Source organism: Modestobacter excelsi, assembly GCF_005930495.1.
GTDB classification, from domain to species: domain Bacteria; phylum Actinomycetota; class Actinomycetes; order Mycobacteriales; family Geodermatophilaceae; genus Modestobacter; species Modestobacter excelsi.
In genome coordinates this window covers 1-14,128 of record NZ_SJEX01000016.1, presented here as the reverse complement: position 1 = coordinate 14,128, position 14,128 = coordinate 1, and the positions used below count along the sequence as shown (strand labels likewise).

General features: G+C 70.5%; 9 protein-coding genes. 3 read left to right on the top strand and 6 right to left on the bottom strand.

Annotated features, from left to right (window positions below):
* The gene (gene rpsL, locus FHL80_RS07880) at positions 1 to 375 is read right to left on the bottom strand and encodes a 30S ribosomal protein S12 (protein WP_012950487.1); all 375 of its coding nucleotides are present in this window, start codon (positions 373 to 375) and stop codon (positions 1 to 3) included.
* A 633-nt stretch (positions 376 to 1,008) separates the two neighbouring features.
* Between rpsL and FHL80_RS07875 the strand changes: the two genes are divergently transcribed.
* From FHL80_RS07875 to FHL80_RS07865, 3 genes are all read left to right on the top strand, one after another.
* Entirely contained in the window at positions 1,009 to 1,998 is a 990-nt protein-coding gene (locus FHL80_RS07875) for a chymotrypsin family serine protease (protein ID WP_138732898.1), read from the top strand.
* A gap of 18 nt (positions 1,999 to 2,016) precedes the next feature.
* Positions 2,017 to 2,232 carry a hypothetical protein gene (locus tag FHL80_RS07870; protein WP_138732897.1) on the top strand — a complete coding sequence of 72 codons (216 nt, stop codon included), beginning with the start codon at positions 2,017 to 2,019 and terminating at the stop codon, positions 2,230 to 2,232.
* Between the two features lie 79 nt (positions 2,233 to 2,311).
* Complete coding sequence (locus FHL80_RS07865; RefSeq protein WP_138732896.1) at positions 2,312 to 3,355, top strand: LLM class F420-dependent oxidoreductase; 1,044 nt, start codon at positions 2,312 to 2,314, stop codon at positions 3,353 to 3,355.
* Positions 3,356 to 3,497: 142 nt separating this feature from the next.
* Here the strand turns inward: FHL80_RS07865 and FHL80_RS07860 are convergent, their stop codons facing one another.
* The 5 genes from FHL80_RS07860 to rplJ form a co-directional block, all read right to left on the bottom strand.
* Positions 3,498 to 4,685: an IS30 family transposase gene (locus FHL80_RS07860; RefSeq protein ID WP_246078535.1), complete on the bottom strand. Its 1,188-nt coding sequence runs from the start codon at positions 4,683 to 4,685 to the stop codon at positions 3,498 to 3,500.
* Positions 4,686 to 4,823: 138 nt separating this feature from the next.
* A complete protein-coding gene (locus tag FHL80_RS07855; protein WP_138732894.1) occupies positions 4,824 to 8,723 on the bottom strand; it encodes a DNA-directed RNA polymerase subunit beta' in 3,900 nt (1,299 codons plus the stop codon).
* Positions 8,724 to 8,817: 94 nt separating this feature from the next.
* Complete coding sequence (gene rpoB, locus FHL80_RS07850; protein ID WP_216870524.1) at positions 8,818 to 12,312, bottom strand: DNA-directed RNA polymerase subunit beta; 3,495 nt, start codon at positions 12,310 to 12,312, stop codon at positions 8,818 to 8,820.
* Positions 12,313 to 12,834: 522 nt separating this feature from the next.
* Positions 12,835 to 13,224 (bottom strand): 50S ribosomal protein L7/L12, encoded by a 390-nt coding sequence (rplL, locus tag FHL80_RS07845; protein WP_138732893.1) that lies wholly within the window; start codon positions 13,222 to 13,224, stop codon positions 12,835 to 12,837.
* Positions 13,225 to 13,240: 16 nt separating this feature from the next.
* A complete protein-coding gene (rplJ, locus tag FHL80_RS07840) occupies positions 13,241 to 13,870 on the bottom strand; it encodes a 50S ribosomal protein L10 (protein WP_138732892.1) in 630 nt (209 codons plus the stop codon).
* Between the last annotated feature and the right edge of the window lie 258 nt (positions 13,871 to 14,128).

Genomic DNA, 14,128 nt, shown 5'->3' with positions numbered 1-14,128 from the left:
TCAGCTCTTCTCCTTCTTCGCGCCGTACCGGCTGCGAGCCTGCTTGCGGTTGCGGACGCCCTGGGTGTCCAGCGAGCCACGGATGATCTTGTAGCGCACGCCCGGCAGGTCCTTCACGCGGCCGCCGCGCACGAGCACCATGGAGTGCTCCTGCAGGTTGTGGCCGACGCCCGGGATGTAGGCGGTCACCTCGATGCCGCTGGTCAGCCGGACGCGGGCGACCTTGCGCAGCGCCGAGTTCGGCTTCTTCGGGGTCGTGGTGTACACGCGGGTGCACACCCCGCGGCGCTGGGGAGAACCCTTGAGCGCCGGGGTCTTGGTCTTCTCGACCTTGTCCTCGCGGCCCTTGCGGACCAGCTGGTTGATCGTGGGCATGGGTGGCCTGGATCTCCTACCTGCGCTGGGTCGTGCTGTGGATGTGGTGCGTGCCTGTGTGTGCCCGGTCGCCCGGCCCGTCCGATTCTGGCCGTGACCCACCGTCCGGCCCCCGCGCTCGGGCGTGTCGCCCCTCGCGAGAACCGGCCAGCTGATCGAGCCGGACTCGTCACCCCTCGCCACTCGGCGCGGCCACACCACCTTGCAGTGGCCCCGTCGTGGACGGGCGTGGCCCCTGTCGGCCGGCCGGTCGCGAGGACCGGTGAGCGTCGAGGTGCACCGCGAGCAGGAGCAGGCCCAGGACACCCTGGGCACAGCTGACCACAGTACCCGGCCCTCTCGACCCGGTCAAAGCCGGGTCGAGGTGTGGCCGCGCACCGGACCAGCCGGTCTGTCGCGTACCAACCACGACCGGCGGTGGGCCATTCCCGGGTGGGTCGTCGCCACGCGGGAGGTCCCTGTCGGGAACGTACCGGACGACGTCCGCGGTGAGGAGCACCACGCGCACGCCCGCCGGTCGGGCTGCCTCGCGCTCCCGTCGCTCCTGTCGGACCCCGGCCCTACCGTCGGTGTCGAACCGCTCACGACCCGCTCCCAGGCCGTGACCACGCCCAGCTGCCCGGAGGTACCGCCGTGCTCCCCGACTCCGCCCGCGAACTGAAGGCCCGACTGTCCCAGCGGCTGACCGAGGCGCCCACCGCGGTCGTCAGCTCCCTCGGCGGGGCCACCAGGTGGAGCGGCGTCGCGCTGGGCCTCGCGCCGGTGGGTCGCGGCCAGGTGCACCTGGCCATCCGGCTGATCGAGCAGGCGGACGCCGACGTCGTGCTGGGCGGCCTGGACGCTGCTGCCCGGGAGGAGGTCGACGTCCGGGTGATAGGGCCCGTGCGCCCGTTCACCTCCCCCACCGGGTACACCCCGGCCGAGCTCCAGCAGCGGGTGCGCCCTCTGCGACCAGGCCTGTCGGTCAGCCACCCGGACGTCACGGCGGGCACCCTGGGCGGGTTCGTCCGCCGGCCGGGCACCGACGGCCTGCTGGTCCTGTCCAACAACCACGTGCTGGCCGTCAGCGACGCGGCGACCGAGGGCGACCCGGTGCTGCAGCCGGGCGTGGCCGACGGCGGGACACCCACGGACCGGATCGGGACGCTGGCGGCCTTCGTCCGGCTCAGCGCCGACCCCGGCAACCTGGTGGACGCCGCGGTCGCCGCGCTGGACCCCGGCGTCGACGGCGACCCCTCCGACTACCCCGGTGGCGCCCTGCTGGCCGACGTCGCCGTCCCGGACGACGTGGACCCCGACGAGCTGGTGGAGAAGCTGGGGCGGACGACCGGCCACACCCGCGGCCGGATCACCGCCGTCGAGGTCGACGGCGTGGGCGTGCAGTACGACGACGGCGTGCACACCTTCGACGACCAGGTGGAGATCGAGGGCCTCACCGGGGCCTTCAGCGCCGGCGGGGACAGCGGCTCGGTGATCTGGCGCAGCCGCGACCGCGCACCCCTGGGCCTGCTGTTCGCCGGCTCCACCGAGGGCGGCAGCGCCGGCGGCGGGGTCACCTTCGCCAACCCGCTGGCCACGGTGCTGCGCGAGCTCGGGGTGGAGTGGGTGTCCAGCGCGGGCTGAGGGGCGCATCATGGGGCCATGACCGACCGTGCCGCTGCCCGGGCCGCCAAGTCCGCCCTGGCCCAGCGCCTCGCCACCGATCCCGGCGTCGCCGCCGTGGGTCTGGCACGGCAGGACGCGGAGTACGTGGTGCGGGTGGACCTCACCGAGGCCGGCGTCGGCACCCGGGTCCCCCGGGACGTCGACGGCGTCCGCGTCGTGACGCACGTGATCGGCACGGTCCGCCCCCTCTGACGGAGGATCCCCTGCCGCCACCGCTCGCAGGCTGGCGGCGGGCCTCTGCAGGGGGCCGGCAGACCGGTAACCTCCGCTGATGCGCATCGGGATCCAGGCCAGTTACAGCGGGGACTTCAAGGAGACCGCGGCGGAGATCCGCGACCTGGAGTCCGCCGGGCTCGACGTCGCGATGGTCGCCGAGGTCTACACGTTCGACTCGGTGAGCCAGCTGGGCTACCTCGCGGCCGTCACCGAGCGGGTGGAGCTGATGAGCGGCATCTTCCCGATCTACAGCCGCACTCCGGCGCTGATCGCGATGACCGCCGCCGGGTTGGACTTCGTCTCCGGTGGCCGCTTCACCCTGGGCCTGGGGGCGTCGGGCCCGCAGGTCATCGAGGGCTGGCACGGCGTCCCCTACGACGCCCCGCTGCAGCGCACCCGGGAGATCGTGGAGATCTGCCGGCAGGTGTGGCGCCGGGAACGGCTGGTCCACGAGGGCGCGAAGTACACGGTGCCGCTGCCGGCCGACCGGGGCACCGGGCTGGGCAAGCCACTGAAGCTGATCAACACCCCGGTCCGCGAGCGGATCCCGGTGCTGCTGGCCGCGCTCGGGCCGAAGAACGTCGAACTGGCCGCCGAGATCGCCGAGAAGTGGGAGCCGATCTTCTTCCACCCCGAGCGGGCGGCCGACGTCTGGGGCGCGTCGATCGCGGCGGGGACCGCCAAGCGGGACGCGGCACTGGGCGCGCTCGACGTCGTCGTCGGCGTGCCGGTCGCGATCGGCGAGGACGTCGAGCACCTCCTCGACGCCGTCCGCCCGGGGATCGCCCTCTACGTGGGTGGCATGGGCGCCAAGGGCAAGAACTTCTACAACGACCTCGCCCGCCGCTACGGCTACGAGGCCGAGGCGGAGACCATCCAGGAGCTCTACCTCGCCGGGCGCAAGGACGAGGCCGCGGCCGCCGTCCCCGAGGACCTGGTGCGGGCCACCTCGCTCATCGGCCCGGAGTCCCACGTCGCCGAGCGGATCGCGGCCTTCGCCGCGGCCGGGGTCACCACCATCAACCTGCAGCCGATGGACGACAGCCCGGAGAACCGGCTGCGCACCGTCGAGAAGATGCGCGAGCTCGCCGACCGCTGATCGCGCCCGCCGCCGGCCCTTGCGTCACGTGACGGCAGGGTGGGCGGTCGTCGGTCGGCAGTGATCAGGTGACCTGATCACCGCCCGTCCCCCTGCACCGGCGTTGGTGCGGGAGGACGCCCTTTGATCAGGTGAGGTGAGTTCAGGTGGTCGTTGCATCACCGGTTGGTTGAGGTGGTGAGAGTAGGTCGTTGAGGGCCTCGGCGGGGGTCCGCCAGCCGAGGGTCTGGCGGGGTCGGCCGTTGAGTTCGGCGGCGACCACGGCCAGGTCGGTGGGGGTGTGCACCGACAGGTCGGTGCCTTTGGGGAAGTACTGGCGGAGCAGTCCGTTGGTGTTCTCGTTGCTGCCGCGTTGCCAGGGTGAGTGCGGGTCGCAGAAGTAGATCGGCAGGTCCGCGGCGAGGGTGATCTCGGCGTGCCGGCGCATCTCCAGGCCTTGGTCCCAGGTCAGGGACAGCCGCAGGTGCTTGGGCAGCTGGCCGATGCCGGCCACGATGGCCTCCTGCAGGGCCAGGGGGTCGACCTTGCGGCCGGGCAGGTGCAGCAGCAGGCAGAAGCGGGTGGTGCGCTCCACCAGGGTCCCGATGAAGGACTTGTTGGCGGCACCGGCGATCAGGTCGCCTTCCCAGTGCCCGGGCACCGCCCGGTCGGCGACCTCGGCCGGCCGCTCACTGATCATGATCTTGCCGGGGATGCGGCGGTCGGGATCGGAGCGCCCATCGACCCGGTGGCGGGGGCGGCGGATCGCCCGCCCGGTGCGTAGGCACGCGGTCAACTCCCGGCGCAGCAGACCCCGGCCCTGCACGTACAGCGCCTGGTAGATCGCCTCGTGCGAGGGGCGCATCGCCGGCTCGTCGGGGAACTCCGCGGCCAGCCGCATCGCGATCTGCCGCGGTGAGTACCGGCGCTCCAGATCGGCCTGCACCCGCTCCCGCAGCGGCTCGTGGGCGAGCTTGAACGGCTTGGGCCGTGCCCCGCGGGCCTCGGCATCGGTCTGGGCCGGCACCGCCCGGTAGGGCCGGTCGGGATGGGCCTGCTCCCATGAGGCCAGCTCCCGGCTGACCGTGGAGGGAGCCCGTCCGATCTGCTCGGCTATCTGCCTGGCGCTGCGGCCGGCGGCCAGCCCGACCGCGATCTCCTCACGCTCGCTCAACGACAGGAACCGGCCCGAGGGTTCAGTGATCTCCAGCGGTGGCACTCCACCAGCTTCCCGGAACCACCGCCTACCGCGCTGCCCACCTACCCGGGCCCGCGCAGAGGCCGCCGCCGTCGGCAACCCCTCAGCGATCCCCGCCCAGAACACCCGCTGATTCGCCCGTGTCGCAACCACGCATCACATCCCGCAGCCGGGGTGATGCGACGACCGCCTGACATCGAGTGACCTGATCCAAACCTGGGGCACGGCGGGAACGCAGAAGGGCCCCGCACGCCAGCGCGTGCGGGGCCCTTCTGTCACTCACTCAGCGCATCAGCGCCAGTCGTACTCCTCGAGCCGGACGGCCTCGCCGGTGCCCTGACCGAAGACGTCTGGGCTGTAGTACTGCCCGTCGTCGTAGCCGGCCATGGTGTAGACGGCGGCGCGAGCCTCCTCGGTGGGCTCGACCGTGATGTTCCGGTAGCGGCTGATCCCGGTACCGGCCGGGATCAGCTTGCCGATGATCACGTTCTCCTTGAGCCCGAGCAGGCTGTCGCTCTTGCCCTGGATCGCGGCGTCGGTGAGCACCTTGGTCGTCTCCTGGAACGAGGCCGCGGACAGCCACGACTCCGTCGCCAGCGACGCCTTGGTGATCCCCATCAGGACGGGGCGGGCCGAGGCCGGCTCGCCACCCTCGGAGACGACCCGACGGTTCTCGGTCTCGAAGATCGTCCGCTCGACCAGCGCACCGGGCAGGAACTCCGTCGCACCCGAGTCGATGATGGTCACCCGCTTCAGCATCTGCCGGATGATCACCTCGATGTGCTTGTCGTGGATCGACACACCCTGGCTGCGGTATACCTCCTGGACCTCGCGGACGAGGTGCAGCTGCACCTCGCGCGGGCCCATGATCCGCAGCACCTCGTGCGGGTCGACCGCACCCTCGGTCAGCTGCTCGCCGACCTCGACGTGGCCGCCGTCCTCGACCCGCAGCCGCGAGCGACGCGACAGCTTGTCGTAGACGACCTCGTCGGAGCCGTCGTCCGGGGTGATGGTCAGCTTCCGGAACTGGTCGCCGTCCTCGATCCGGACGGTGCCGGCGAGCTCGGCGATCGGGGCCTTGCCCTTGGGGACGCGGGCCTCGAAGAGCTCCACCACACGCGGCAGACCGTGCGTGATGTCCGCACCGGCCACACCACCGGTGTGGAAGGTGCGCATCGTCAGCTGGGTCCCGGGCTCACCGATCGACTGGGCGGCGATGATGCCGACCGCCTCGCCGACGTCCACCAGCTTGCCGGACGCGAGGGAGCGGCCGTAGCAGGTGGCGCAGGTGCCCAGCAGCGACTCACAGGTGAGCACGCAGCGGACCTTGACCTCGGACACCCCGGCGTCGACCAGCTGGGCGATGAGGACGTCGCCCAGGTCGGCGCCGGCCTGCGCGATCAGCGTGCCGTCGGCGGCGACCACGTCGGCGGCCAGCGCACGGGCGTACACGCTGGTCTCCACGTGGGCATCGCGGGTGACCTTGCCGTCGAGCACGGTGCCGATCGGCATGATCACGCCACGCTCGGTGCCGCAGTCCTCCTCGCGGATGATGACGTCCTGCGAGACGTCGACCAGCCGGCGGGTGAGGTACCCGGAGTCGGCGGTCCGCAGCGCGGTGTCCGCCAGGCCCTTGCGGGCACCGTGCGTGGAGATGAAGTACTCCAGCACGGACAGACCCTCCCGGAAGTTGGCCTTGATCGGCCGCGGGATGATCTCGCCCTTCGGGTTGGCCACCAGGCCGCGCATGCCGGCGATCTGGCTGATCTGCATCATGTTGCCGCGGGCGCCGGAGTTGACCATGACCCAGACCGGGTTGGTGGTGGGGAAGTTGTCCACCATGGCCTGGCTGACCTCGGCCCGGGCGCGGGTCCAGATCTCGATGAGCTCGGAGCGACGCTCGGCGTCGGTGATGACGCCGCGCTCGTACTGGCGCTCGATCTTGCGGGCCTCGTCCTCGTGCCGGTCCAGGATCGACTGCTTGACCGGCGGGGTCACGACGTCGTCGATGGCGATCGTGACGCCCGACCGGGTCGCCCAGCGGAAGCCGGCCGACTTGAGGGCGTCCAGCGTCGCCGCCACCTGCACCTTGGGGTAGCGCTCGGCGAGGTCGTTGACGATCGCGCCCAGCGCCTTCTTCGGCACCTGGTAGTTGACGAACGGGTAGTCCTCGGGCAGGGCCTCGTTGAACAGGACCCGGCCCAGGCTGGTCGAGATGAGCGCCGGCTGACCGGGCTCCCAGTCCTCGGGGGCGACCCACGGGTCGTTGGGCCCGTTGTCGACGCCGAAGACCTCGTCCAGCCGGATGGTGACCCGCTCCTGCAGGCCCAGCGCGCCCTGGTCGAACGCCATGATCGCCTCGGCGGTCGTGGCGTAGGCCCGGGCCCGCTCGCCCTCGGCCAGCTCGGCCGACCCGGTGAGGGTCGTGAGGTGGTAGAGGCCGAGCACCATGTCCTGGGTCGGCGCGGTGATCGGACGACCGTCGGCCGGGCTCAGGATGTTGTTGCTGGACAGCATGAGGACGCGGGCCTCGGCCTGCGCCTCGGCCGACAGCGGCAGGTGCACCGCCATCTGGTCGCCGTCGAAGTCCGCGTTGAAGGCGGTGCAGACCAGCGGGTGGATCTGGATGGCCTTGCCCTCGACCAGCTGCGGCTCGAAGGCCTGGATGCCCAGACGGTGCAGCGTCGGTGCACGGTTCAGCAGCACCGGGTGCTCGGTGATGACCTCCTCGAGCACGTCCCACACGACCGGCCGCGCGCGCTCCACCATCCGCTTGGCGGACTTGATGTTCTGCGCGTGGTTGAGGTCCACCAGCCGCTTCATCACGAAGGGCTTGAACAGCTCCAGGGCCATCTGCTTGGGCAGACCGCACTGGTGCAGCTTGAGCTGCGGGCCGACGACGATGACCGAACGGCCGGAGTAGTCGACCCGCTTGCCCAGCAGGTTCTGCCGGAACCGGCCCTGCTTGCCCTTGAGCAGGTCGCTCAGGGACTTCAGCGGGCGGTTGCCCGGACCGGTGACCGGACGGCCGCGCCGACCGTTGTCGAACAGCGCGTCCACGGACTCCTGGAGCATCCGCTTCTCGTTGTTGACGATGATCTCCGGCGCGCCCAGGTCGAGCAGTCGCTTGAGCCGGTTGTTCCGGTTGATCACCCGGCGGTACAGGTCGTTCATGTCGCTGGTGGCGAAGCGGCCACCGTCGAGCTGCACCATCGGGCGCAGGTCCGGCGGGATGACCGGCACGCAGTCCAGCACCATGCCCATGGGCGAGTTCTGGGTCTGCTGGAACGCCGCGACGACCTTGAGCCGCTTGAGGGCCCGCAGCTTGCGCTGGCCCTTGCCGCTGCGGATCGTCTCGCGCAGCGAGACGGCCTCGGCGTCGAGGTCGAAGCCGGCGAGCAGCTTCTGCAGCGCCGCGGCGCCCATGCCGCCCTCGAAGTACTCACCGAAGCGGTCGCGCAGCTCGCGGTAGAGGCCCTCGTCGGCGATGAGCTGCTTGACCTCGAGCTTGCGGAAGGTGTCCATCACCTCTTCGAGGCGGTCGATCTCCCGCTGGGCGCGGTCGCGCAGCTGGCGCATCTCGCGCTCGCCGCCCTCGCGCACCTTGCGGCGGACGTCGGACTTGGCACCCTCGGCCTCGAGCTCGGCGAGGTCGGCCTCCAGCTTCTGCTGGCGGGCCTCCACGTCGGCGTCGCGGCGGGACTCGAGGTTGTGCTTCTCCGCGCTGATCTCGGCCTCGACGGTCGGCAGGTCGCGGTGACGCGCCTCGTCGTCGACGGAGGTGATCATGTACGCAGCGAAGTAGATGATCTTCTCGAGGTCCTTGGGCGCCAGGTCGAGCAGGTAGCCCAGACGCGAGGGGACGCCCTTGAAGAACCAGATGTGGGTGACCGGCGCGGCCAGCTCGATGTGGCCCATCCGCTCACGACGCACCTTGGCGCGGGTGACCTCGACGCCGCAGCGCTCGCAGATGATGCCCTTGAAGCGGACGCGCTTGTACTTGCCGCAGTAGCACTCCCAGTCCCGGGTGGGACCGAAGATCTTCTCGCAGAAGAGACCGTCCTTCTCCGGACGGAGGGTGCGGTAGTTGATGGTCTCGGGCTTCTTCACCTCACCGTGCGACCACTGGCGGATGTCGTCTCCGCTGGCCAGACCAATGCGCAGTTCGTCGAAGAAGTTGACGTCGAGCACTCGATGTACCCCTTTCCGGGGCTAGTTCTTCGCTTCGTTTCGAAAAGGTGTGGTGCCGGCCGGCCCTGGTCGCCCAGGGCCGGCCGGCCGCCGATCAGACGTCTTCGACGGACGACGGCTCGCGGCGGGACAGGTCGATGCCCAGCTCCTCCGCGGCCCGGAAGACCTCGTCGTCGGTGTCGCGCAGCTCGATCGCCTGGCCGTCGCCGGAGAGGACCTCCACGTTCAGGCAGAGCGACTGGAGCTCCTTGAGCAACACCTTGAACGACTCCGGGATGCCCGGCTCGGGGATGTTCTCGCCCTTGACGATCGCCTCGTAGACCTTGACCCGGCCGAGGATGTCGTCGGACTTGATGGTGAGCAGCTCCTGCAGCGCGTACGCGGCGCCGTAGGCCTGCATCGCCCAGCACTCCATCTCACCGAAGCGCTGGCCACCGAACTGCGCCTTACCACCCAGCGGCTGCTGCGTGATCATCGAGTACGGCCCGGTCGAACGGGCGTGGATCTTGTCGTCGACCAGGTGCAGCAGCTTCAGGATGTAGACGTAGCCCACCGAGATCGGCTCGGGGAAGGGCTCCCCGGAACGGCCGTCGAACAGCCGCGCCTTGCCGGTCTCCTTGACCATCCGGTCGCCGTCGCGGTTCGGGATCGTCGAGCCGAGCAGGCCGATGATCTCGTCCTCCTTGGCACCGTCGAAGACCGGCGTGGCGGTGCGGGTGCCCGGAGCGGCCTGGCGCGCAGCGCCCGGCAGCTTGGCCGCCCACTCCGGCGTCCCCTCGACCTGCCAGCCCTGCTTGGCGATCCACCCGAGGTGGGTCTCCAGGACCTGGCCGACGTTCATCCGGCCGGGCACGCCCAGCGGGTTGAGCACGATGTCGACCGGCGTGCCGTCCTCGAGGAACGGCATGTCCTCCTGCGGGAGGATCTTGGAGATGACGCCCTTGTTGCCGTGGCGGCCGGCCAGCTTGTCGCCATCGCTGATCTTGCGCATCTGGGCCACGTAGACCCGGATGAGCTCGTTCACGCCGGCGGGCAGCTCGTCGCCGTCCTCGCGGGAGAAGACCCGGACGCCGATGACCTTGCCGGACTCACCGTGCTTGACCTTCAGGCTGGTGTCGCGGACCTCGCGGGCCTTCTCACCGAAGATCGCCCGCAGCAGCCGCTCCTCGGGGGTCAGCTCGGTCTCGCCCTTGGGCGTGACCTTGCCGACGAGGATGTCGCCGGGGACGACCTCGGCACCGATCCGGATGATCCCGCGCTCGTCGAGGTCGGCGAGGACCTCCTCGGAGACGTTCGGGATGTCCCGGGTGATCTCCTCGGCACCGAGCTTGGTGTCGCGGGCGTCGACCTCGAACTCCTCGATGTGGATCGAGGACAGGACGTCGTCCTGCACAAGGCGCTGCGACAGGATGATCGCGTCCTCGTAGTTGTGGCCCTCCCACGGCATGAAGGCGACGAGCAGGTTCTTGCCCAGCGCCATCTCGCCCTCGTCGGTGCACGGACCGTCGGCGACGACCTGACCGACCTCGACCCGCTGGCCCTCCTGGACGACCGGGCTCTGGTTGATCGAGGTGCCCTGGTTCGAGCGACGGAACTTCAGCAGCCGGTAGGTCTGCCGGGTCCCGTCGTCGGCCATCACGGTGACGTAGTCGGCGGTGGAGTCCTCGACCACACCGGCCTTCTCGGCCACCACGACGTCGCCGGCGTCCACGGCGGCACGCAGCTCCATGCCGGTGCCGACCAGCGGCGCCTCGCTGCGCAGCAGCGGGACGGCCTGACGCTGCATGTTCGCGCCCATCAGGGCGCGGTTGGCGTCGTCGTGCTCGAGGAACGGGATCATCGCCGTCGCGACCGAGGTCATCTGCCGCGGCGAGACGTCCATGTAGTCGACGTTCTCGGGAGCGAGGTAGTCGACCTCACCGCCCTTGGTACGGACCAGGACCCGCTCCTCGGCGAGGCGGCCCTGCGCGTCCAGCGGGGAGTTGGCCTGGGCGACGACGAACCGGTCCTCCTCGTCCGCGGTGAGGTAGTCGATCTGGTCGGTGACCTGACCGTTCTCCACCTTGCGGTACGGCGTCTCGATGAACCCGAAGGGGTTCACCCGGCCGAACGAGGACAGCGAGCCGATCAGGCCGATGTTCGGGCCCTCAGGGGTCTCGATCGGGCACATCCGGCCGTAGTGGCTCGGGTGCACGTCGCGGACCTCCATGCCCGCGCGCTCACGGGACAGACCGCCCGGACCCAGCGCCGACAGGCGGCGCTTGTGGGTCAGACCCGCGAGCGGGTTGGTCTGGTCCATGAACTGCGAGAGCTGGCTGGTGCCGAAGAACTCCTTGATGGAGGCGACGACCGGCCGGATGTTGATCAGGGTCTGCGGCGTGATCGCCTCGACGTCCTGGGTGGTCATCCGCTCGCGGACGACGCGCTCCATGCGGGACAGGCCGACCCGGATCTGGTTCTGGATCAGCTCGCCGACCGTGCGGAGGCGACGGTTGCCGAAGTGGTCGATGTCGTCGACGCCGTGCTCGGGCTCGCCGGCGTGCAGACGCACGACGTACTCGATGGTGGCGACGATGTCGTCCTCGGTCAGCGTGGAGGTGCCCTGCGGGACCTCCACACCGAGCTTCTTGTTCACCTTGTAGCGGCCGACCTTGGCCAGGTCGTAGCGCTTGGGGTTGAAGAAGAGGTTCTCCAGCAGCGCCTGTGCCGACTCACGCGTCGGCGGCTCGCCCGGGCGCAGCTTGCGGTAGATGTCCAGCAGCGCCTCGTCCTGGCCGGCGATGTGGTCCTTCTCCAGGGTGGCCAGCATCGTGGGCGACCACTGGAAGTGCTCGCGGATGCGGTCCTCGGTCCAGCCGAGGGCCTTGAGCAGGACGCTGACCGGCTGACGGCGCTTGCGGTCGATCCGGACGCCGACCGTGTCGCGCTTGTCGACGTCGAACTCCAGCCACGCACCGCGGCTTGGGATGACCTTGGCGCTGTAGACGTCCTTGTCCGAGGTCTTGTCCAGGGTCTTGTCGAAGTAGACGCCCGGGCTGCGGACCAGCTGGGAGACGACCACGCGCTCGGTCCCGTTGATGACGAACGTGCCCTTGCTCGTCATGATCGGGAAGTCGCCCATGAACACCGTCTGGCTCTTGATCTCACCGGTGGTGTTGTTCATGAACTCGGCGGTGACGAACAGCGGCGCCGCGTAGGTCATGTCCTTGTCCTTGCACTCCTCGAGGGACGCCTTGACGTCCTCGAAGCGCGGGTTGGAGAAGGACAGCGACATCGAGCCGCTGAAGTCCTCGATCGGCGAGATCTCCTCGAGGATCTCGGCCAGACCGCCGACGGCGTCGGCCTGCTCCTCGGGGGCGAGGGTGGCCTTCCACTGCGGGCTGCCGACCAGCCAGTCGAAGGAGGCCGTCTGCAGGGCCAGGAGGTCGGGGACCTCGAGGGGCTCGCGGATCTTGGCGAACGAGACGCGGAGCGGGGCGCCGGGGATCTTCTGCTGGTCGGCGCCGCCGGTGCGGGGACCGGGCTGGACGTCGACCGGGGTGGTGCTGGGATCAGTGGTGGTGGTGCTGGTGGGGCGAGAGCCTGCCAAGATGCGTCCTTCCAAGGACCTCACGACGTGCGGGCGGGTGCTTTTCGTCCTGGGTCGTCGTCGGTATCGGCGAGGCTGACCGCGGATGCCAGTCCCGCCAGAGGCGTCAACACGAGGTGACCCGGAGCCGTTCCCGGGCACCCCTGGTGACCCGTGTCGGCGGGTTGGCAGTCAGAGGGCAGCGCAACAGGAAACCCTACCCCTGCTGCGCGCCGGTGTCCACGTCGGCTGCCGGAGCGGCCCGGGACCCGCCCTGGCGGGTGGCCGGCGCCCACCGGCACCGGGGCGGGCGGACACCTCCGCGAGGAGGGCCGGGCCGCCAGGAGCGGACGGAGCGAGGTCGGTCGCAGCAGATGATGCCAGTGCGCTGCTCGTACGGACAGTCGCGCCGCGCGGGTGTCGCCGGTCCCGGCTCGCGCGGCGGTGGTGCGGCACGCGACAGGGGCCGCCCTCCGGGAGGAGGACGGCCCCTGTCGACGTGCGGGGTGGTGCGGTGCCCGGCTCAGTGAGCCGGGCAGGGGGTCACTTGACGGTGACGGTCGCGCCGGCGCCCTCGAGGGAGGCCTTGGCCTTCTCGGCGGCGTCCTTGGCGACCTTCTCCAGCACCGGCTTGGGCGCGTTGTCGACCAGGTCCTTGGCCTCCTTGAGGCCGAGCGAGGTCAGCGTGCGCACCTCCTTGATGACCTGGATCTTCTTGTCGCCGGCAGCCTCGAGGACGACGTCGAACTCGTCCTGCTCGGCCGGGGCCTCATCAGCCGGGCCGCCACCGGCGGGGCCGGCGGCCGCGACGGCGACGGGGGCAGCGGCGGTGACGTCGAAGGTCTCCTCGAACTGCTTCACGAAGTCGGACAGCTCCAGGAGGGTCATCTCCTTGAAGGCGTCGAGCAACTCGTCGGAAGAGAGCTTGGCCATGGTGTCTCCTTGGGGGTCAGTCGGTGCTGACCGCGGTGTCCGCGGCAGCATCGGTCGTGTTGGGGGTGGTGTCAGCAGCAGCAACATCGCCGGTCGGGGCGTCCCCGGCGGCCGGAGCAGAGGCGCCCTCGGAGGACTCCTTCTTCTCCTGCAGCGCGGCGGCCAGCCGGGCGACCTGCGACAGCGGGGCCTGGAACAGCCCGGCGGCCTTGGTGAGGTTGCCCTTCATCGCGCCGGCCAGCTTGGCCAGCAGGACCTCACGGGGCTCGACGTCGGCGAGGCGCGAGACCTCGGCTGCGTCGACCGTGCGGCCCTCGACCACGCCACCCTTGATGACGAGCAGGGGGTGGGCGCGGCTGAAGTCGCGGATGGCCTTCGCGGCCTCGACCGGGTCGCCCTCGATGAAGGCGATCGCGGTGGGACCGGTGAGCAGCGGAGCCAGGTCGGTGTGACCGACCGAGTCCGCGGCCCGCTTCGTCAAGGTGTTCTTGACGACGGCGTAGCTGCTGCCCGCACCGAGGGAACGGCGCAGCTGGGTCAGCTGCGCCACGGTCAGCCCGCGGTACTCGGTGAGCACGGCCGCGCTGGAGTTGTTGAACCGCTCGGTGATCTCCTCGATCACCGCGGCCTTCGCCTGCGTGGGCATGGGCCTCCTCTCGTCTGTCGGGCGACCACCGGCGGCGTGCGCCCGGGGCGATCAGGGCCCGGAGACGAGGAACGCCCCGGCGCAGAGCGCACGGGGCGAAGGACGGGCCGGGTTCCGGGGCGAGCCCGGGCCACGACGCGTTCGTCGTACCGTCCACCTGCGCGGGTCGTCCGGAACTCCGGACCTTCGATCGCACGCGGGCGTGCGACGACCATGCGGTCTTGGGGGGAACAGCGCCCAGGGTACGCCATCCCCCGT

Coding starts and splice junctions, on each gene's coding strand:
- rpsL (WP_012950487.1), bottom strand. CDS start 375: ATGCCCACGATCAACCAGCTGGTCCGCAAGGGCCGCGAGGACAAGGTC.
- FHL80_RS07870 (WP_138732897.1), top strand. CDS start 2,017: ATGACCGACCGTGCCGCTGCCCGGGCCGCCAAGTCCGCCCTGGCCCAG.
- FHL80_RS07865 (WP_138732896.1), top strand. CDS start 2,312: ATGCGCATCGGGATCCAGGCCAGTTACAGCGGGGACTTCAAGGAGACC.
- rplL (WP_138732893.1), bottom strand. CDS start 13,224: ATGGCCAAGCTCTCTTCCGACGAGTTGCTCGACGCCTTCAAGGAGATG.
- rplJ (WP_138732892.1), bottom strand. CDS start 13,870: ATGCCCACGCAGGCGAAGGCCGCGGTGATCGAGGAGATCACCGAGCGG.